Below are 20,145 nucleotides of genomic sequence, written 5' to 3' on the forward strand. Positions count from 1 at the left end.
ATACCGAGCGCTCAAGCAGCTTCGGAGGCACTTCCCCCAGTCATTACGGCACGGAAACGAGCTTCAACTGCAGGCACGTCGCTTCACAGTTTCGGCCTATAACAAAACGAATGTCACTATAACAAAAAACCCAGTTCCGCCAAAAAATTCTTGATGCTAAGGTGGATCCATTCGCTATCTTATCGTTGTTTTATAAGTGATTTCCCGAATCTCCGACGCAAATCCCTTCTATGCAGCAAGGCATAACAAAGGAGCAGTCATGTTCGAATGTGTGGACACCGGATATGAAAGACCCGGACATCCGATCTCAGGCGTCGTGCGCAAGGGTGACCAGATATTCACCGTGCAAATCCCTACGGACGTAGAGACGGGCAAGTTGGTGAACGGTGGTATCGAAGAGCAGGTGCGCCACGTTTTCCAGAAGCTTGCGCACGCCATGCAGGCGGCCGGTGGTTCGCTTGCCGACGTCATGCTGGTGCAGGTATATCTGGCGGACCCCGCTGATTGGGCACCCATGCATGCGATTTGGACGGGCACATTTAAAGAGCCATTTCCCGCGCGTGCCACAGTAGTCGTCAAGCAATTGATGCTTGAAGGCATGCGCATCGAAATCGTCGTTAACGCTCATCTGGGCTAATCGGGAAACGTTGATTCGCCCGACCCGAAAGGAGAGGATTTTATGAAGTCGTTCTGCAACGCAGTCGCAATTGCGGTCACGTTCGTTTTGAGCACTGCCTTCGCGGTTCAGGCGCACGCCGACACCAAGTTGACGAAATTGCTTCCGCAATCGATTCGCGATTCCGGAACACTACGGGTCATTGCATCTCCCGGAAGTCCGCCCATGCAATACTTCGGTAAGGATGGAAGTACGCTTGAGGGCATGGAGATCGACCTGACCTATGCTGTAGCCGACGTGTTAGGAGTCAAGTTAAGTATCACCAACGGTACTTTTGACAGTTTGATTCCGTCGATCGCAGCAGGACGCGCAGACGTTGCAGTCGGCTCGATTGGCGATCTGAAGTCACGACAAACACAGGTTGATTTCATCGACTACGTGAAGGCAGGGATAGGGATGGCTTCGCTCAAGGGAAACGGTGCCGGCATCAAGAATCTTGCAAGCCTGTGTGGGAAGAAAATCGCCACGGTTCGGGGTACTTTCCAAGAGCGGGAACTCGCCGCCCAGCAAGCGAAGTGTCAAGCGGCTGGCAGTCAACTGGAAATTCAGACTTTTACTGATGATTCTGGCGCCGTGCTTGCGCTTAGGTCGGGCCGGGCGGATGTGTGGTCGGGTGACACCGCGGCCGTCGGTTACGCCGTGAGGCAGTTTCCTAACACACTTGAAGCAGTTGGGGAGATGCGGACCATTGCTCTGCTCGGGTACGTGGTAAGCAAATCGAACGCACAACTGCGCGATGCCGTCAAAGCCGCACTGGATGAATTGCAGGCCAATGGAAAGTACCAGCAGATTCTCGACAAATGGGGCCAAGGGGCAACGAGGATCGAAAAAATTAGCATCAATGATGCGTGGCTCTAAACCGGACCAGATGATGGCAGATCAATCGTCCCCCCCGCGGCAGAGCCGCATGCAGCGTTGTCGCGTGACGATCATCGCCCATCATCCGGAAAAGAAGATTACGTTGTCGGGCCACTGCGGCATCGCGGGAGGTGGCTTGGCGCAGCGGCGATGGTTTTTGTCCTGCTTTCGGTCGCGGATTCGCTAATCACCAATCCGCGTTGGCAATGGGGAACAGTACTGGAGTATCTTTTTAGCGCCCCTGTTCTAGCTGGCGTGAAGACTACGTTGCTGCTTACGATTTTTGCAGAAGCCCTAGGTATCAGCTTCGGTATCTTGCTTGCCATCATGCGGCTACGCTTGGGCGTCGCCGGCGAACGACCGACTGAACCGCCCCGGGAATCGTGGAGGCTGGTTGGTTTAAGTTAATGCCGGCGCAGCGATGGTATTGCTGAATTGCCGGTAGTAGTTTGCCTCAGCTTCAGCGGGCGGGATATAGCCGAGAGGTTTCATCAGCCGATGATGGTTGAACCAGGCTACCCATTCCAGCGTCGCCAATTCGACCGACTCACGCGTTTTCCACGGCGCACGACGATGAATCATTTCTGCCTTGTACAGGCCGTTGATCGTTTCAGCCAGCGCGTTATCGTAGCTGTCGCCCCGGCTGCCAACCGATGGCTCGATGCCTGCTTCGCTCAGCCGTTCGCTGTAGCGAATGCTGACGTATTGCGAACCTCTATCGGAGTGATGGATCAGTGTTCCGTCATTGTCCGGCCGTCGAGCGTACAGCGCCTGCTCAAGTGCATCCAGAACGAAGTCCGTGGTCATCGACGAACTGACGCGCCAGCCGACAATGCGCCGAGCGAACACGTCGATCACAAATGCGACATAGAGCCAGCCCTGCCACGTCGAGACGTACGTGAAATCCGACACCCAGAGCTGGTTCGGCCGGTCAGCCTTGAACTGACGGTTGACCCGGTCGAGCGGGCGTGGAGCCGATACGTCGGGAATAGTCGTGCGAACTCGCTTTCCACGCATCACACCGCGCAAACCCAGTTGCTTCATCAGCCGCTCGACGGTGCAACGTGCCACCGCAATACCCTCCCGGTTCAACTGCTTCCAGACCTTGTCCGCGCCGTAGACCTGCATGTTTGCCTGCCAGACCCGCTTGATTTCCGGACTCAGAAACTCATCGCGTTTCGCTCGGGCGCAGCGGCGCGACGGATCGCGAAGCTGTGCGGCATGACGCCGATAGCCCGACGGGGCAATCCGCAAGACCTTGCAGATCGACTCGACCCCGAAGGTGTCGCGATGCTGATCGATAAAGGCCTTCAGGACTTCAGGCGGCGGTCGAGTTCCGCCTGGGCGAAAAATGCGCTCGCCAGCTTCAGGATCTCATTGGCACGGCGCAGTTCCTTAACCTCACGCTCCAGTGCCTTGAGGCGCCCACGTTCCGGCGTGGGGACACCCTCGCGCTCACCGCTATCAACTTCTTCTCGCTTAACCCATCCCAGCAGCGTCTGGCTCGTACAGCCGATCTTGGGGGCGATGGATTCGATTGCTGCCCACTGTGAGGGATACTCGCCCCGATGCTCTTGCACCATGCGCACAGCACGTTCCCGGACTTCAGCAGAAAATTTGTTCGACTTGTTCATAGCTCCATTCTCTCAAGAGTTGGAGCCTCCACCAAATCCGGGGCGGTTCAGACCGTTAAAACTTCATCAAGAGACCTTTGATTTTAGTGTGCCGGACGACCGAGATGGGTGTGCGCCGTGAAAAGGTGGCGCTTTCCAGCGGGTGCAAGCCCCGCCCGGCAAATGCTCCAGCCGGAAGCAACCGGAGCAGCTATGGAGGCAACGAAGTGGCTGAAGCCTTCGGTGATGCGTGTCACAAATTGGTGACAGCGCGAGTGTGCAGGCCGTAACGCGAGTGAACGCCGAGCAAACCTCGAAAAGGTCGATGCGCAGGCCGACCCGACAACCCTATCGGGGAAGGCTGATACGGCTGGGTGAATGAGCAGGCTGGACGCCCAGTCGCTGTGCCGGGGTAGTGGCGACAGCATGTACACAAGGAAAGCGTACGCAACACGGGAAGTCCCTCGGCGTGGTCAGGGATGACCAACCGGACGCCCGCGAGGGACAGGCCGGGCGCCTTGGGATGACGGAGAGGCCCGTAGTACTGCTGAAGCCGGGTAATGCCGGTGGAGGGAAGGGGCCTCAGTTCAAGACAAACGCAACACGTAGTGAGGGACCTGCAGATTGGGCAACCTATCAACTCCGATCAGTGTTCAGAAGCTGCAGACGGCGTTACACGCGAAAGCGAAGGCAGAAGCCGGGTACCGCTTTTACGCTCTGTACGACAAGATCCACCGTGAGGATGTGCTGGCGCATGCGTACGCCCAGTGTCGCTCGAACAGGGGCGCGCCGGGTGTCGATAGGCAGGACTTCGCGGAGATTGAAGCGTACGGGGTGCAGAAGTGGCTCGGCGAACTGGCGCTTGCGCTCAGGCAGGAGAGTTACCGGCCGGACCCTATCAGAAGAGTGTTTATCCCGAAGGCCAATGGCAAGCTGAGGCCACTGGGCATCTCGACCTTGCGTGATCGGGTGTGCATGACAGCAGCGATGCTGGTGCTCGAACCGATCTTCGAAGCGGACCTTCCATCAGAGCAGTACGCTTACCGCCCGGGGCGAAACGCCCAGCAAGCGGTGATCGAGGTGGAGGAACGGCTGCATCGAGGGCAAACGGACGTTGTTGATGCCGACCTTGCGGACTACTTCGGAAGTATTCCACACGCCGAACTGATGCTGTCGCTTGCGCGACGCATCGTCGATCGGCGCGTGCTGCATCTGATCAGGATGTGGCTGGAATGCCCCGTTGAAGAAACCGACGATCGAGGCCGGAAGAAACGTACGACGGAGGCCAAAGACAGCAGACGTGGCATTCCGCAAGGCTCACCCATCTCACCGCTGCTGGCGAATATTTATATGCGCCGGTTTGTGCTGGCATGGAAGAAGCTCGGACTTCAGCGCAGTCTTGGCAGTCGAATCGTGACCTACGCGGACGATCTGGTGATCCTGTGCAAGAAAGGGAAGGCTGAGGAAGCCTTGTCACGAATGCGCGAGATCATGGACAAACTGAAGCTGACGGTCAACGAGGAGAAGACGCGAATCTGCAAGGTGCCGGAAGGCGAATTCGACTTCCTGGGTTATACGTTTGGGCGGCTGTACTCAGCGACGACTGGCCAGGCCCGTATGGGCATGCGTCCGTCGAAGAAGAGTATCCGGCGCATGGTCGAAAAGATTCATGCGATGACCGCCCTCAAGACGGTGTGGCAAGAGACCACGGAGCTGGTGGGCAGGTTGAACCGCACGCTGCGCGGCTGGGCGAACTACTTCAAGGTAGGCTCGGACAGACGCGCGTATCGGGCGCTCGACAGCTACACCGCTACGCGGTTGCGTCGGTGGTTACGCAACAAGTACAAGGTTCGACGTCGCAGGGGCGGGACTTATCCATCCCAGCACCTCTACGGGCACTTCGGTCTCGTGCGTCTGACTGGTCCATGGTTGTGAACCTGCCGTGTGTGAAGGCGTGATGTCCTGTCCGAGAGCCGGATGCGGGAGATCTGCATGTCCGGTTCGATGAGCGGGGTGTGGAAACGGGGTTAGGGCGAGGTTATTCGGGCACCGCCAGACGAAAGAGGCGGCAACAGACAAACCGAACCTACTGCTACCGCGCCACATCTCGACTCTACCGTCAAGACTCGTTCGCCGTTCCCGGAAGCCGACGTTCGACTGCATCTCATTGCGGATGACAGCAAAGTGGTGCTCTGCAGCCGCACGGCGACGGAACGGCGAGCGTCGGCAATGGCCGATCAATTGTCCGTGAGCGGCGTCACCGAGCGTCTGCTCGACTCTGATGCCCGCCTGCGCCTCAGCAGGAACCGGCAGGGTGGACCGCACCACCGAGGCAGCGTATTTGATCGAAGTATTCGTTATCGCGCGGGCACTGGCTGCCGGTTGCGTCCTCGCAGACGCAGCCAGATCTCCGAAACCCTGCGCACCTATCGATTGGCCTCTTCAGTGCGCGTCGATGAACGTTATGACGTCGGCCAGAACCGGCGAGACCGTATTCTGCGCCGCCGAGAACGACTCGACGATCGTATCGTGACGTAACCCTGATATTTTTTCAGTTCGACGACGTCGCGATGCGCGCGCAGCGCGCCTGCGAAGCGATCACTGTTATGGGGATCGACATCGGTATCCGCCGTGCCGGTGGCGAGCAGCATCGACGGCTCGTTTCCGGTGACGAATGCGATCGGCAGCGCGCGCTGGCGTAATGCTGCCGGAAAGATCTCGTCCGTGTGAGGGTCGCTCGTCGGCATCGCGGCGTACGGACCCGCGAGTCCGATCATCCCGGACAGCGCGCGGATCGGTCGCGAGCATCGCGGCGATATGCGCGCCGGAGGAATGTCCCATCCCGAAAATGCGTCCGGAATCGCCCCCAAACTCGCGCACGTGATCGTGCGTCCAGCGCACGGCGGCAGCAGGATCGTCGAGAAAGCCAGGGAAGACGGTCTCCGGATAGCTGCGGTAGTCCGCTGCGATCGTAACGATGCCTCGCGCGGCAAGCGCTTGCGCCACTCCGCGTGAATCCGAGCGGTCGCCACTCTGCTAGGCTCCGCCGTAGAAATAGACGACCACGGGGTGGTGGATGCGGCTGCCGGGCTCGGGCATATATACGTCGAGCCGCTGGCGGGGTGCATTGCCATAGGCGATCCCGCCCGGCTCGTCGTGTTTGCGCGCCCGACAGGCGATCACGCCGGCCGCGCATGCGGTCAGTGACAATGAAATGAAGCTTCGTCGCGCCATTACATGCATGTTGCAATCTGCGGTCGTTATCGTAAATCAAGGATGCGGCGCGCTCGTCGCGGCGACAGTCCTGCGGTTGCGGTTCAACGCGGCATAGGCCTTCGCGCGTGCCCGTGAGTGACGTATCGTCGAGCGGATGGAGCACGGGCGCGCGATCTGACCTCAGCAACCCGCGCCTGAGCGACGCCAATCGGCAAACGACGCGCCCTGTTCATTAATATCGCGTCAGGCACGTGAGACACGCGTTTCGACAGGTGAGGGCAAGCCGTGGGCCGACCCGATCAGGACGCAGTCGATCTGCTTACCCGTTATTGAACAACACCTGCAACTTGCAATACGTGCGGAAGACATCGTTCGCAACAGTGAAGTCCGGTGGACGAACAGGTCAAGGGCGGCCTCTCTTTGTCCGCGGAATCGCACGCGCGTCTGTGGAGAAATCCACGGGCCTGACAACCGATTGCCTCCAGAAGGCGGTTGCTCTCCCCGTAAAGGCTCACTTTGCGGTCCCACTTGAATGCACGGATGCAACTAGTCAGTATGACTCCGCGAGGTAGAGGCTGGCCCGCCGGGAGGACTCAAACGCGGGTTAGTATTTCTGCCAGAGCCGCACGGTGTGGGCAGGGCCACACCCGGCGATATCCATCACGGAGGCCGGCGGGTAGCAGCAACGCATTGCTGCGTCGCCGCCCCCTAAGAACGCAGCGTGCGACTTTCACCGCACTGCGCTCAAGCACAGCGTTAAGTGTCGTCCAGACACCGACCATGTTGACTACACATGGACTTCGCATACGTCTCATCGTTGATTCACCGTATTGCAAGGCGAGAGGCGCCGAACCGCAGTGATACCGGTCTCTTCCAGGCTTCCTCTCGTCGAATCTCAGACGATGGCATACGACAGCTGCACCATGCGGAAGTGGGCACCCTTTCAGGTCAGGGCAAATCTTGAACCCTTATGCGGCCCATTACAGGCCGCCGTTCGCTTTTTCCGCAATCCCATGCCCGCTCCCCCAACAGCTTTCCTTGCGGATTGCCTGCCTTCATACCGGTTCACTGGAATGAAGGCGAGAAATCGGGTTTACCACGTTCCCATCCTTGCCGACCCACGTCGGTGGGCCTATCCGGTTAGCACCTGCCTGTTCCCCGATGGCGCTTCGACGACGTACTTCCACACGCTAAGGAAGTAACCGGCCATTCACCTTTTGGTTCAAGCCTATCAGCAGCTTTGGCTTGTCCGTTTTTTCGAGGATTCGAGCGGCAATTCACTTACGTTGTGCGTTCGGAACTTGCCTAGCCTTCACACCGCGTTGCTGCTTGCAGTGTCGGCCCCCTCGTCACCGAGATGAGCCGTCATTCGAAAAGTACATTGTCCCAAGAGCTTCACACCCGACAGTTACCCATCGCGCATGTCCTGGTAGGCAACTGCTGGTCGTACAGCAGGTCACAGCTCTGCCGCAAATAGCAATGGCGGCGGAGTGCGACAAGACAGGGAGGAGCTTTGCCATCCAATACCTCAACCGGTTTACGTCCGGCAGACGGCGACACGTGTCGCAAAGCGTGGAAAACGATAGCACACTGTACGTAGGGCTCGACGTTCACAAGGATTCGATCACGGTTGCCTATGCGCTGGGCACAGGCGAGGTCGAACTGCTCGGCAAGATTGGCACGACGAAGACGGATATTGATCGCCTCTGTAAGCGCCTGCAATCGAAGGCGCGGTACATCCGTATCGTCTACGAGGCGGGCCCGTGCGGCTATGGACTTTACCGTCAGCTCCTGGCGAAGGGAATCGACTGCATGGTGTGCGCGCCGTCGCTGATTCCGAAGAAGCCGGGCGATCGGATCAAGACTGACCGGCGTGATGCGATCAAGCTGGTGCGGTCGCTGCGCGCTGGCGACCTGTCAGCGGTGTACGTGCCAAGCGTGGAAGACGAAGCATTCCGCGATCTGGCTCGTGCGTGGGTCAGCGCCAAGGACGATCTGAAGCGTGCCCGGCAACGGCTGAAGGCCTTTCTGCTCCTGCATGGCGTGCGCTATGCCGGCAGCGCCAACTGGGGAGCTGCGCACCGGCGCTGGCTGAGCGCCTATGCTTTCGACAGCGTCTGGCAGCAACTGGCGTTCGAGGAGTATCGGCGCACGATCGAGGATCGCCTGGCGCAATGCGACCGACTGGAGGCCGCGTTGCGCGAGGCCGTCGTCAACTGGCGATTCTATCCTGCCGTGCTGGGCCTGCAGACGATGCGCGGCGTGCAGTTCACCACGGCAGTGGGCATGCTCGCCGAGCTCGGGGATCTGTCACGCTTTGCCCACCCGCGGCAGCTGATGGCCTGGCTGGGGGTGACGCCGTCCGAACACTCGTCGGGCGACAAGCGCCGTCAGGGCAGCATCACCAAGAACGGCAACAGCTATGCAAGAAAGCTGCTGGTGGAAGCGGCCTGGAGCTACCAGCACCCGGCCCGCGTGAGTCCCGAAATCCAGCGCCGCCACGAAGGCATCCCCAAGCCCATCGTTGACCGCGCCTGGGACGCGCAGATGCGCCTGTGCCGGCGCTACCGGAAGCTCGTCGCGCGCGGCAAGCAGAAGAATATTGCGGTGGTCGCGGTCGCTCGCGAACTCGCCGGTTTCATCTGGGACATCAGCCAGCTCGCCATGTCGCTCTCCGTACGGCCTGAGGTGCACATGGCGTGACCTAACCCTTAAGCAACACGTAAATCAACCTCACCACCCGAGCAGGAGTTTCCTGAAGGCGGCGTAGCCCGGCACCCGAGCAACCCGCGAGACGGTTAGGCAACGGATTTGATTCGACTTGCGGCACTAGATAGCGGCAGGCTCGCTGGGCGGACTTCTGTAATGCGGTAACCAACCCGCGGATATCAGCATGATCCACCGTCGAGATTTACTGCTACGTCGCCCTCAGGAAATTCAGATGGCAGATCAAAACCCAAAACCGATCCCCTCTTGACAAGCGGAGTCATATCACCGTCTGTCGCCGTCGCGTGTCCGCCACACCGCAAACCCGGTCTTCCATGAGGCCGGCAGCGGGCTACACGGCAGGTCATCGGTCTTGCGATGCTGGAGATCGGCGGCACCTCGAGGGCGAAATGGCACTCGCCGCCTTGCAGGTGCTGCCCGCTCACACGTGGCTCGCACCGTGCTGGCGATCGCTCGCCCAGCAGGCCGGAACTCTCCCATTCCGCGGTGCTGATGCCGATTGTCACGCCGCGCCACTCTGGCGGGGGCGGCCGTCTGGGTGCTCGCCAGCGAAACAGTCGAGGCCATTGCGTCCTGGTGGCGCATTCCGCGGCTCGCGTGGATGACCGAGGCGCGCTACAGGGCGGGTGGACTGCATGCCGCGTGGCAACTGCTCACGGAACAGGCGAATAAATCGCGATCTCGGACGTACCCGGGTGCGCTCCATTGCAGTGGTTTCTGGTCGCACGAACCGGGCTGAGGCATTCGCAATATTTGCCGCCGCGGGGAGTCACGCGGGGTCATACGGTTCATCTCAAAAAAGATCCGCACGGCGTTCAGTTTGGGAATGAGTATAAGCCTGAACGCCGTTGGCAAACGCTCCTGCAACATGCTCAATTTGACGCAAATCGACTCGCGAAATTCAGTCTTGAATCGGGCGATATAGACAGAGTGCTTTTCGCGTAAGGTCGAGATTTGCTGCGCGTTGAGCCCCATCAGAGAGAGTGAATTCCGTGGTGGCGCGCGATAAAGGCACATCGATCGGAATTCAGCCGGTCACGAACCAGTGCAGCCAGCTCTTTCCGGTTGCCGACGATGCGTTGGCGCATTTGGTCCAATTCGCTCGACCGTGACGACATCCTCGCAAAGCCCCAGGCTGCGAAGGCGCTCTGCTAGACGGTATTTCGGCGGCTCATTGCGAGAAATGCCGCATGCGAATCAAACGGCAGGACTGCCCAGCGAATCGCGCCCGGTCGCTGCCCACTTCGTCGCGACTTTGTGGGTGTGATCGACACGTCGCGCCGGGGTGCGCTGCGGGCCGAGGTCGAGCGGAAAAGCCACTGCGAGTATGGCCGACACCGCGCGCATCAATTCATTGATCAGGTGTCCATTTTCCGTGACCGCTCCGACACGCAACGAGAGCAAGATGAATGGCAAGCGACTGCTCGCTCGCCGAAGCGCGATCCATTGGCAACAGAAGCGCCTTGGTCAACGGTTTATGGCCGCGGGCACTGCGGGCTTTGTTTCGTCTGAAGACATAGATTCGAGGTTACAAGGTATCTGAGGGTTGTGTCGCGATAAGATTGGCAAGGCAAGAAAGTGCCGCAATGACAAGGAGTCCTTACGCTACCAACGAATAGAACTGATCGGCGGCGGTTCGGGGGACGCTGCTGTCGTTCATCTGGCCTTTCCTGATCATATGCATCATCTCAATGCCTGACAGGATGATGCGGGCACACCGGAAATCCTTGAAGCCCATCATGGGCCTGGTTCGTCGTTTGATCGCCCGATGATCCTGCTCGACGATGTTGTTCAGATATTTTGACCTGCCGGACCTTGATGGGCGTTTCCCGCTCGGCGTTGATGGCCTGGAGGGCGGCCAGATTCGCCCCGCTTTTATCCATGGTCACAGTCTCGGGCATCCCGTTCCGATCGATGGCTTTCTCGAAGTAACGGCGCGCGGCAGCTTTGTCGCGATGCGCCCGCAACAGGAAATCCACCGTATTGCCGGCTTTGTCCACCGCGCGATACAAGTACTTCCACTGGCCGCCCACCTTAACGTAGGTCTCATCCATCCTCCAGCTCTTGCCGACCGGACGTTTGTGCTTGCGAAAGGCCTTCTCGAACAACAGTACGAGTTTGATCACCCAGCGATGCACGCTCGAATGGTCGACCTCGAAACCCCGTTCGGCCATCATTTCCTCGAGATTTCGAAAGCTCAGCGAGTAGGCCACATACCGCCGCACACACAGCAGGATCACGTCCAGCGGATAGTGCAGGCGTTTGAGTACATTCGCTACGCCGGCAGGCAGGGCTTTTCTCGCAGTCGCATTCTTCATATCACGCTTCACTTCAGGAAAATGTCCGTCTGAATTTTACTCCCGCATCCTTAGCGCGACACAACCACTCTGCGGCAGAACAGCCTTGCCTGTGATCGCGGTAAATTTCTCGTTGGGTGGCAACACTTTCCGACTTGTCCGGCGCCTCGAACAAATCCACACACAGGAGACGCTGGTTGCAGCGCGTCGAGAAGCTCGCTCTGTTGCTTTCCAGTACCCACGACGATTGAGTTTACTTCTTCGCGGGTTGTTCTGGCTCGGGGTGAACGGCGATTGGGTCGCTCGCAGGAAAGGTCTCTCCGAGCGCTTCATCCAGTTGTTCGTCCAGCGTCATCGGCGCTTCCTGCGCCTCGACTTTCGACTTCCGGATGTCGACGCGACTTTCCTTTGTCATGTTGCGCTCCATATGGGAATCAGCGGAATTTCGCTATTGCAGCGGCGTTGCGTGCATGCAATCACCGTCATTGGAGGCGGAGATCACCACCTTCATCACGCAGATCGAAAATCGCGGCATCGACGACATCCAGATCGACGTCACTGATCTGCCGGGTGGCGCGAGAGATCGGCGCGCGCGTGAAGCAGGAGTTGCTCCACCCCGGGCACCGCGCATAACGAGCTGCTCGCGAAGATCGGTTCTGAGTTGGACAAGCCGGGAAGGCTCGCGTTTCTGCCGTCGCACGATCTGGCATGCAGATACTCTCCGGGGTTCTCGATTTGGCCGCGTTTTGTGTGCTCGCCTTGGAACCCGAACGCTAACGGCGGGCATTACCTAAAGAGAACATGTCGTTCGTTTCACACACATTTCGTACTTCCGGCGTGCTTCCGTCTTACAAGCGACCGGGATCTTAGACCCGGCACAGACGGCTAGGTCGAGTGTCATGCCTTCGGCGCATAGCGATCTTATCTGTGGGCAATTCACATAGACGAGCCCTGCCAGGACGACCGCTGCGAACACCGCAATAGTGGTGCTTCCTGCCTTCATGCCGTCCTCCACCGGACGCGCCGTACGGGATTTGAGCCGGTGACCAACGGATTCGAAGTCCGTTGCTCTACCTCCGGAACTCACGACCCGAAAGAGACCTTGCCCGCCGCTTGCCCCGCGTGCACATGTGTTCTCAACGACCTCGTTGCTCCAGGAAGCACATCCAGTGACGAAGCGTCCGCTACAGCACGGTCGGCCGACGCTCAGTTCGCGCAACTGCTCGATTTCGATTTTCCGGCCCTTAGATTTGGTCGTATCAGTCTTCGCAAGTTTAAGCGTGAGCACTCTCCAATTCGAACTGCGCGTCGATGTGATGGACGTCCACGCGGAATGATCCGCATAACTTGTCGGGGTGTCGATCCGGCCCAAATGTGAACTTCAACAGAATTCAAGATCACAACCCTGATGCAGCACAGGGAAGCTCATGCTGTCGCGCCACTGCTGTTCAGGCTCTCTAGCGCCTTCCTCAGGCGTTCCTCCTGATCGTTCGTCAGAGACGTCTTCAATACCTTTCCCCCGAAGGGTTTCAGTTCCGGCAGAACCTTGTCGAAATTCACGCGACGCACGAGGATGAAGAGCGCCGACGAACCCGGCTCAATGTTCTGGCCTGTCGAACGCATGAAATCGTCATCGATTCCATAGTCCGAGAGCGCGCCCGACAACGCGCCCGTGCCAGCACCGACGGCCATGCCTGTTGCCAGCCCGACGAGCGGATTGAGCAACATCAGTCCAACCAGCGCACCAAACAGACCACCCCAGGCCGCGCCACTGAGCGCGCCGATCTTGACAAGATCGACGGCTTGCTTGAGGTGTACCTTGCCCTTCGCGCTACGGACCACGATGCAGGCATCCTCAAGGTCGATCAGGTGTTCCTTTTGCATCTGCTGGAGTTTGGTCAACACCTGGTCGGCCGTCTCTTCGCCTTTGAAGCTTACAACGACCAGATCGCTCATCGATTTGCTCCTTTGCTCTGGAAAATAAAACGAGACCGTTTCGCCGCAAGACGGTTGAATCCATGCTGAGCTCAGCTCAGCGCGCAAGCCATCGACCGCGCCGCGAAGCAGCGGTGGTGCCAGCCAGCCTTGCATGTCCCGCCCGGCGCGTACCTTCGGACGTCGACGTGGCCACTGACCCGATGACGATGACATCAAGACTAGATTCTTGCCGGTTGCACTTCTTCCTCATTCCTGCAAGACGTGTCGGATCTCTGCGCTTCTGCTGCGCGGCTTTCAGGTGTCAACGTACGGCAGCATTGTGCAAAAACTGCGCAGGCGTAGGGAAGAAAATCGGCCCGGCGCGCCCTACCGTTGCCCTACCGTAGACGGATGCGTGTGGCGCTGGGCGTGGCCCGCGTGCCAGCGTTAGTCCATCAACAAACCGACGAGGAGCGGCGATGAGAACCGACGAAGACATCAAGCGAGACGTGGAGTACGAACTGAAGTGGGATCCGGACATCGATCCATCAGATATCGGGGTTGCGGTCAAGGACGGTGCGGTCACATTGTCCGGGTTCGCGCGCAGCTTCCGGCAAAGGCGCAAGGCCGAAGAGGACGCGACGCGTGTGCGCGGCGTGAGGGGGGTCGCCAATGACGTGGAAGTGCGAGTGCCGCTGATCGACAAACGACCCGACCCGGAGATCGCGCGCGAGATCATTGCCCAACTGAAGGCCGAGCTGCCTTATGCGGCGGACACCATCAAGGCGGTCGTCAAGGACGGAGAGGTGACGCTGAAGGGCGAAGTCGAATGGGACTACCAGCGCCGCCGCGCGGCCGACACGGCGCTGCGGGTGAGCGGCGTAACCGGCCTGACGAACGAGATCGAGATCAAGCCGAAGGTCAAGCCCGAGGATCTCAAGCGCAAGATCGAGGACGCGTTCAAGCGCAACGCGGAAGTCGACGCGCAGCACATTACGGTGGAGACCGAAGGCAATAAGGTCGTCCTGCGTGGTACGGTCCGCTCGTGGGCCGAGCGCGAGGAGGCCGAGCGGGTCGCATGGCTTGCCCCCGGTGTGATGCGGGTCGACAACCGGATCACCATCGATTACTGACAGGCCACAGGAGACCGCGCGGCTCGCTTGCGTACCGAATGGCCGAGGGGCGGGAAAGGACACGCACCAGGACCGGAAACGCCCTCGGCGCTCCTGACAGCCGCATTCTGCCAGAATGACCTGGGTCGATGACACCGCTCGTCGGCTCGTTGCAACTTGAATTGAACCGGCTCGCGAGTTTGTCATGAAAATCCTGGTGGTACTGACTTCACACGACCAGCTCGGCGATACCGGCCGGAAAACCGGATTCTGGCTCGAAGAGTTTGCCGCGCCTTATTACGTGTTCAAGGACGCAGGCGTCGAGATGACGCTCGCTTCGCCCAAGGGCGGGCAGCCGCCCCTCGACCCCAGGAGTGACGATCCGGATTCGCAAACCGAAGCGACCCGGCGTCTCAAGAAGGACAACGAAGTGCAAGCGGCTTTGGCAAATACAGCGAAGCTTTCAACTGTCTCGGCTGCGGACTATGACACCGTGTTCTATCCCGGCGGGCACGGACCGCTATGGGATCTGGCAGAAGATCCGCAGTCGATCGCATTGATCGAAGCCATGTATGCGGCGGGAAAGCCAGTCGCTGCGGTTTGCCACGCTCCCGGTGCACTCCGTCATGCAAAGCTGCCCGATGGCTTTCCACTCGTGCGAACAAGCCCGTCACTGGGTTTGCCAATTCGGAAGAAGCGGCCGTCGGTCTTACGGACGTAGTGCCTTTCCTCGTCGAGGAGATGTTGAAGAAGAATGGAGGCAGGTATTCGAAGGGGCCAGATTGGCAATCACATGTGGTTGTCGCGGCAAACCTGATTACTGGCCAGAATCCCGCGTCGTCGGAAGCAGCAGCAAAAGCGCTGCTCTCGAGGCTGGGCATCGCCTCAGACGACGCTTGAGTTGAAGGAGCGAGTCATGGCAAAGACGACCGGGGCCAGCAGGTCAGAAAGCCGAAACCAATCCAGCGACGTGATATACGTGCCTGAGCTTGCAACTTTATTTTGTACAGCGCGAAAACGCCGGGCCACGGCCCGATCAACGCTGACACGTCCACTGCCAAGGCGGAAAACAGATAAGCTACTTCGAGAAACTCTTGTCGCTCTGGTTTAAGCGCGAGCGCTGGAGTCCCGCGGTTATTGTTTTGTCCGCAACGTCGCTAAATGAATCAGCTACCGACGTTCCGGTGGGCAATTCTGAATGCGCGCGGCGTCACACCGGTATATCGATGAAACACATCGGTGAAATGCTGCTGAGTCTGAAACCCCGCGCGCGCACCAACGTCGACGAGGGGAATGGTCTCCTCGCACAACATCGTCCTGGCAAATTTCACCCGTTCGAGTGTCACGTACAGATGGGGCGGGTTACCTGTCGCCGTTTTGAAACCGCGTGCGAAGTTTGATGCGCTCATGTGCGCCAGAACTGCGAGTTGCCCGACCAGAATGGTTTCGGCTATGTGCTCATGAACGAAGGCTTGAATGCGAGTCAGCATTTGACGCGTAAGAGGCATGTCCGGCTCGACCGCGCCCGCACAGTGCCCGTAGCGCAGAGCGATGTGCACCGAGATGACATCGGCAAAGGCGTCGGCGCAGGCAGCGTCGATGAGATCGGCGTTATGCAAGACACCCAATGTATCCGCGGCCTCGCGCAGGAACGGATCCCAGGACTTGGACCATTTCGGGACCGCGCCAAACGCTTCTTTCGAGACTTGCCCTAGAACGCCCGGTTTGAGTGCGATAACCCATCCCTTGGGATCGTTGTCAGCGATGGTGGCCAATTGCACCCCGGCAGGAATAACCGCGACAAATGGTGCACTTATCAGGATCGAGTGACTCATTCCGCCGTCGTCGCAACCCTCAGCCTGCACAACAGTGCTACCCGTCGGTATAACGAGCCGAAATCCCTGCGCCGAGTTCAGCCCGCCGTTGCTGAAAGCGACATCCATCGGTTGGCAGCGTAACCCGTGATCCGGGGTCGATCTTGTTACTTGCTTCATCATAAGCAGTAGTCTCCTTGCTGCCTCGTCGCATAGCTAAGCTTACGTCGAATTCAAGGCCGCTTAAGGCGGATTCGTCATATGGGCAGAAGCAAACCGACTTCGTTGATGGGTTGCTGCTGAGCTATGTTGCTGGGCAACTCGGGACGACGCTCGACACGCTGTTAGCCGGGATTCGAAGCAATCCATCGCTCGCGAAGGCTTTTTGCAAGCCGACGCTTACGTCGGGTATTGCGCAGCGTTCGAAAGCGGTCGGGTTCGCGAAGCGGCATGTCATGCGCACCGCACGCGGGCCCGCGATCTGGGAACATCGATCGGATTTGGCTTGGGTAAGGCGATCGCGCTCGAATCGAGCCTACCGTTCATCGCGATACCGACCGCGTATGCAGGCTCAGAGATGACACCGATCTATGGCCTGACCGAAGGCGGTCTGAAAGGTAGGGGACGCGGCGTGCGTGTCTTGCCGAAGACAGTGATCTACGACGCCGAGCTGTCACGTTAATTGCCGCCCGGCTTGTCTTTCGTGAGCGGCCTCAATGCCATTGCGCATGCGGCGGAGGGGATGTATGCCCATGACGGCAAACCAGTCATGTCGATGATGGCTGAGGGAGGAATACGTGCGTTGGCGACCGGACTGCGCGGCATCAGGAACGGGCTCCAAAGCCTGTTAGCGCGCAGCGATTGTTTCTGCGGCGCATGACTATGCGGCTGTGTGCTGGGGCACGTGGGAATGGCGCAGCATCACAAGCTTTGTCATACTCCTGGCGGAAGCATCAGGCTGCGGCCTGCGTAAGCGCACGCGATCATATTGCCTTACGCACTGGCATGCAACAGCACGGCGTCGCGTGAGGCCCTGACACGAATCTGTCACGCGCCAGGCGACGAGAGCGCTGCGCATGGTGTCTTCGATGCCTCGACGAGGGCTCGGCGTCCCATCTGGCTTGCGCGAGACTGGCATGCAGGAATTTGACCTCGCCTCGACGCTGGACTGTAGTGAGAAGCCAGGTGCTCGCCGAGCGCGACGGTACCAGGAAACCTTAGCGGGGGTGCCGATGATTTCACACGTGCAATTGCTTGAGGCGATCTTGCGCATGGTCGCAGCAGTGCTGCTGGGTTGTATCGTCGGGCTCGATCGAAACCTGCATGGCAAGCCAACCGGCGTCAAGACACTAGGCCTCGTTGCGCTCGGCTCCTGTCTTGTCACGATGGCCGGCATGTCGTTCGAACTACACGGTTTTACTGACGGCGGCACCGACGCCGGCCGTGCGATTCAAGGCGTCATTACAGGCATCGGTTTTCTCGGCGCCGGGGTGATCCTGCAAAACCGCGCCACCGGAAGGATCAGCGGCTTGACGACGGCGGCTTCGATCTGGGTCACCGCCGCGCTCGGCATTGTATGCGGCATCGGCGCATGGCAGATTGCCGGTATTGCCACCGTCCTGCTCCTGCTGCTGCTCTCGGTGGGCGGCAGCATCGAACGTGCGTTGCACCGGCGCTGGTTAGGAAAGTCGCCTGAAGAACAAGCGGCAATCATGCGGCACGACGAATAGTCACGCGGCGGCGCACTCATCGGCGGACCGCCCATTGGAACGAGCGTGCCGCGCGCCAAATGAATCGATCACGCACGATGCGAGACATATATCAGTGATGCTCGCTGTTGTAGTCGGACCTTGCCTTGGGTGTCGCGCGTACCTTTGCGTATTGAAACTCGGGCAGCGCCTTGATCGCATCTTTCGTCGCACCGGCAAGCAGCAGTTTGCCATTGTTGAAATCGAGCTGCTCGATCGGAATAGCCACGTCGTGATGCGACACCCCCAGAAACTGGTTTGCGGCGACGATTGCAAACGATACCGACCGGTCGGGTGCCACGATAATGTCATGAATGACGCCGACTCGCTCACCCTTCTCGTTGAAGACCGGCTTGTCCATGACCGACTTTCTCACGCTCCAGCCGGCCACGATCGCGGCCGACTCTTCCACGCTGACGCCAAGCGGCTGGGTGCCGGCCACCTGGGCGTTCGCATCTAGTGGGAGCGCGAGCGACGACGCGAGCAGCCATACAAGCAGATTCGTTTTCATGAGAGTCCCTTCGTGATGGTGTTGACGGCGCGACACCGGGCCGTCAATGATCACGCTAATGCCAGACCGTGCGCAGCGTAAGGTCATGTTAGAACGCCTCACGGCAAGCCGCTGTAAAAAAGCGGAGACGGATCAGCTTATTTTGGTGCCTCCGGGATGCCAATCTGGATGCCATTCAGCACGCCTCATGAATGAACGCAGAATTGCGAAACACATGGCAGAAACGCGAAAGAATCGCCGATGCGTGGAGCGTAGACTAAAGTCCATCTGACGGTACAGCCTGGAGTCCCACATGGATGAACTGCTTGGACGCGCCTGGTGGATGCTCATTCTGCGTGGCACGGTCGCGCTGCTGTTCGGCACTCTGGCGCTATTCTGGCCCGGTCTCACTCTGCTGCTGCTCATCACCCTCTTTAGCGCCTACGCAATCGCCGGCGGCATTGTCGCGATTGTGGCGGCCATCCGCTACCGCGCCACGCACAGCGGCTGGTGGGTGCCCTTGCTACTCGGTATCTGCAGTATCGGCGCCGGTGTGATTGCCGCGCTGGTGCCGGGCATCACCACGCTCGTGCTGGTCGCCGTCATCGGTGCAAACGCAATTATCACGGGCGTATTCGACCTGATCGCAGCGACGCGGCTGCATAGGCGCCTGCGCAATGCGTGGATGCTGGTGCTAACCGGAGTGCTATCCGTGCTGTTCGGCATCCTCGTGCTGCTCTTTCCCGGCGCCGGCGCACTAGCGCTCGTCTGGCTGATCGGCGTGTATGCATTGTTCACGGGCGCGCTGCTGTTCGTACTCGGCATCACTGCGCGCGCCTGGCATCATGACAGCCTGACCGGCGAGCCACACGCGCCATTGCATCCGTAAACGCACCGCGCGCGGGGATGCATAGTCACCCGGCCACGACAGCAGCCGCGCCCCTCGCATCCGGAGGTCGAATGGACTACCCGTCGTCTCCAGTGGTCCAGCCTCTGGGCTGGCTCTGGCGTACCTGACGCAAGGAGAATCACATGCTTCTCGATCTCGACAAATGGAATCCGTTCCGGTTTTTGCGCTCGCACTCCGCGCAGGAAAACGCATCCGGCCCCGCCGGTGCGTCGCGCACCAGTCAGCAAAGCGCACGGCAAAATACGCAGCAGACTGGCGGCACGCAAACGGGCGACGGGGCACCGATGGCAACCGCTGCTGCGCCGGCAGCACTCGCGTCTGCCAGCTGGCCGCTGCCCGATCCTATTCATCTGTTCGCCGAATTGATTCGTGATCCGTTCGGCGGCCGTGGACCGCTCGGAAGCTGGTTCGGCGACTTCAGCGCCAGCGAGTTTCAACCACGGATCGACGTCACCGACGAAGGCGACGCGCTGCGTATTGTCGCCGAATTGCCGGGCATGACCCGCGACGACGTCGAGCTGGAAGTGATTGAAGACATGCTGATCATCAGCGGCCAAAAGCGCTTCGAATCGACGAGCGAAGAACAGGGATGCTATCGGGTCGAGCGGTCGTTTGGAGACTTTCAGCGTGCGGTTCCGCTGCCCTCGGGCATCGATCTCGATCGGGCAGAGGCCAGATTTGAAAATGGCGTGCTGACGCTGCGTGTCCCCAAAGCGGCCGCGGAACCAGCCGCGAAGCGGCGCATTGAGATCAAATAACGCACTCCG

At 59.5% G+C, this 20,145-nt stretch carries 17 protein-coding genes, 3 pseudogenes and 1 other annotated feature; of the genes and pseudogenes, 10 read left to right on the forward strand and 10 right to left on the reverse strand.

Annotated elements, in window-relative coordinates:
• The first annotated feature begins 259 nt into the window (after positions 1 to 259).
• Entirely contained in the window at positions 260 to 637 is a 378-nt protein-coding gene (locus tag B0G81_RS40405; protein ID WP_134143796.1) for a Rid family hydrolase, read from the forward strand.
• Between the two features lie 42 nt (positions 638 to 679).
• Positions 680 to 1,534 (forward strand): ABC transporter substrate-binding protein, encoded by an 855-nt coding sequence (locus B0G81_RS40410; protein ID WP_134143797.1) that lies wholly within the window; start codon positions 680 to 682, stop codon positions 1,532 to 1,534.
• Positions 1,535 to 1,933: 399 nt separating this feature from the next.
• On the opposite strand, the gene B0G81_RS40415 is transcribed toward B0G81_RS40410, so the two are convergent.
• Positions 1,934 to 3,168, reverse strand: a protein-coding gene (locus tag B0G81_RS40415; protein WP_134143798.1) for an IS3 family transposase whose coding sequence is annotated in 2 segments (ribosomal slippage) — positions 1,934 to 2,880 and positions 2,880 to 3,168 — 1,236 coding nt in all. Because the reading frame shifts where the segments join, the coding sequence is not laid out codon by codon here.
• Positions 2,774 to 2,890: a sequence feature (AL1L pseudoknot), on the reverse strand. Its footprint overlaps the gene before it by 117 nt.
• 603 nt (positions 3,169 to 3,771) lie before the next feature.
• On the opposite strand from B0G81_RS40415, the gene ltrA reads away from it, so the two are divergent.
• Entirely contained in the window at positions 3,772 to 5,082 is a 1,311-nt protein-coding gene (ltrA, locus tag B0G81_RS40425) for a group II intron reverse transcriptase/maturase (RefSeq protein WP_134143799.1), read from the forward strand.
• A 527-nt stretch (positions 5,083 to 5,609) separates the two neighbouring features.
• Here ltrA and B0G81_RS45110 read toward each other — a convergent pair.
• The 3 genes and pseudogenes from B0G81_RS45110 to B0G81_RS45120 all read right to left on the reverse strand — a co-directional run bounded on the left by B0G81_RS45110 (position 5,610) and on the right by B0G81_RS45120 (position 6,381).
• Entirely contained in the window at positions 5,610 to 5,924 is a 315-nt protein-coding gene (locus tag B0G81_RS45110; protein WP_243856910.1) for a hypothetical protein, read from the reverse strand.
• A 19-nt stretch (positions 5,925 to 5,943) separates the two neighbouring features.
• A pseudogene (locus B0G81_RS45115) lies at positions 5,944 to 6,156 on the reverse strand (alpha/beta hydrolase); the annotation flags it as partial.
• 27 nt (positions 6,157 to 6,183) lie between these two features.
• The gene (locus B0G81_RS45120; RefSeq protein ID WP_243856867.1) at positions 6,184 to 6,381 is read right to left on the reverse strand and encodes a hypothetical protein; all 198 of its coding nucleotides are present in this window, start codon (positions 6,379 to 6,381) and stop codon (positions 6,184 to 6,186) included.
• 1,554 nt (positions 6,382 to 7,935) lie between these two features.
• Here B0G81_RS45120 and B0G81_RS40440 point away from each other — a divergent pair.
• On the forward strand, positions 7,936 to 9,066 hold the full coding sequence (locus tag B0G81_RS40440) for an IS110 family transposase (protein ID WP_134143892.1): 1,131 nt from the start codon (positions 7,936 to 7,938) through the stop codon (positions 9,064 to 9,066).
• Between the two features lie 1,221 nt (positions 9,067 to 10,287).
• Here B0G81_RS40440 and B0G81_RS44035 read toward each other — a convergent pair.
• From B0G81_RS44035 to B0G81_RS40455, 4 genes are all read right to left on the reverse strand, one after another.
• Positions 10,288 to 10,506 (reverse strand): hypothetical protein, encoded by a 219-nt coding sequence (locus B0G81_RS44035; RefSeq protein WP_166679167.1) that lies wholly within the window; start codon positions 10,504 to 10,506, stop codon positions 10,288 to 10,290.
• 184 nt (positions 10,507 to 10,690) lie between these two features.
• Positions 10,691 to 11,408 (reverse strand): IS6 family transposase gene (locus B0G81_RS40445; protein WP_134143800.1). Its coding sequence is split into 2 segments (ribosomal slippage): positions 10,691 to 10,891 and positions 10,893 to 11,408, totalling 717 coding nucleotides; the frame shifts between segments, so codons are not numbered across the junction.
• Positions 11,409 to 11,640: 232 nt separating this feature from the next.
• Complete coding sequence (locus B0G81_RS44040) at positions 11,641 to 11,802, reverse strand: hypothetical protein (RefSeq protein WP_166679191.1); 162 nt, start codon at positions 11,800 to 11,802, stop codon at positions 11,641 to 11,643.
• Between the two features lie 1,010 nt (positions 11,803 to 12,812).
• Complete coding sequence (locus B0G81_RS40455; RefSeq protein ID WP_121325657.1) at positions 12,813 to 13,343, reverse strand: DUF1269 domain-containing protein; 531 nt, start codon at positions 13,341 to 13,343, stop codon at positions 12,813 to 12,815.
• A gap of 440 nt (positions 13,344 to 13,783) precedes the next feature.
• Between B0G81_RS40455 and B0G81_RS40460 the strand changes: the two genes are divergently transcribed.
• Both B0G81_RS40460 and B0G81_RS40465 read left to right on the forward strand, forming a co-directional pair.
• A complete protein-coding gene (locus B0G81_RS40460) occupies positions 13,784 to 14,437 on the forward strand; it encodes a BON domain-containing protein (RefSeq protein WP_134143802.1) in 654 nt (217 codons plus the stop codon).
• A gap of 184 nt (positions 14,438 to 14,621) precedes the next feature.
• Positions 14,622 to 15,316 (forward strand): annotated as a pseudogene (locus B0G81_RS40465) (type 1 glutamine amidotransferase domain-containing protein).
• Between the two features lie 266 nt (positions 15,317 to 15,582).
• Here B0G81_RS40465 and B0G81_RS40470 read toward each other — a convergent pair.
• Positions 15,583 to 16,413: an AraC family transcriptional regulator gene (locus B0G81_RS40470; protein ID WP_243856868.1), complete on the reverse strand. Its 831-nt coding sequence runs from the start codon at positions 16,411 to 16,413 to the stop codon at positions 15,583 to 15,585.
• A gap of 319 nt (positions 16,414 to 16,732) precedes the next feature.
• On the opposite strand from B0G81_RS40470, the pseudogene B0G81_RS45130 reads away from it, so the two are divergent.
• Both B0G81_RS45130 and B0G81_RS40480 read left to right on the forward strand, forming a co-directional pair.
• Positions 16,733 to 17,384 (forward strand): annotated as a pseudogene (locus tag B0G81_RS45130) (iron-containing alcohol dehydrogenase); the annotation flags it as partial.
• A 78-nt stretch (positions 17,385 to 17,462) separates the two neighbouring features.
• Positions 17,463 to 17,960 carry an MgtC/SapB family protein gene (locus tag B0G81_RS40480; RefSeq protein ID WP_134143894.1) on the forward strand — a complete coding sequence of 166 codons (498 nt, stop codon included), beginning with the start codon at positions 17,463 to 17,465 and terminating at the stop codon, positions 17,958 to 17,960.
• 91 nt (positions 17,961 to 18,051) lie between these two features.
• On the opposite strand, the gene B0G81_RS40485 is transcribed toward B0G81_RS40480, so the two are convergent.
• Positions 18,052 to 18,489 carry a PRC-barrel domain-containing protein gene (locus tag B0G81_RS40485; RefSeq protein WP_134143803.1) on the reverse strand — a complete coding sequence of 146 codons (438 nt, stop codon included), beginning with the start codon at positions 18,487 to 18,489 and terminating at the stop codon, positions 18,052 to 18,054.
• A gap of 292 nt (positions 18,490 to 18,781) precedes the next feature.
• On the opposite strand from B0G81_RS40485, the gene B0G81_RS40490 reads away from it, so the two are divergent.
• Both B0G81_RS40490 and B0G81_RS40495 read left to right on the forward strand, forming a co-directional pair.
• Complete coding sequence (locus B0G81_RS40490; RefSeq protein ID WP_134143804.1) at positions 18,782 to 19,357, forward strand: HdeD family acid-resistance protein; 576 nt, start codon at positions 18,782 to 18,784, stop codon at positions 19,355 to 19,357.
• A 143-nt stretch (positions 19,358 to 19,500) separates the two neighbouring features.
• Positions 19,501 to 20,136, forward strand: coding sequence for an Hsp20/alpha crystallin family protein (locus B0G81_RS40495; protein ID WP_116121651.1), 636 nt, complete (start codon positions 19,501 to 19,503; stop codon positions 20,134 to 20,136).
• The last annotated feature ends 9 nt before the right edge of the window (positions 20,137 to 20,145 follow it).

It is taken from the genome of Paraburkholderia sp. BL6665CI2N2, from assembly GCF_004366535.1.
In the GTDB taxonomy this organism is placed as follows: Bacteria; Pseudomonadota; Gammaproteobacteria; order Burkholderiales; family Burkholderiaceae; genus Paraburkholderia.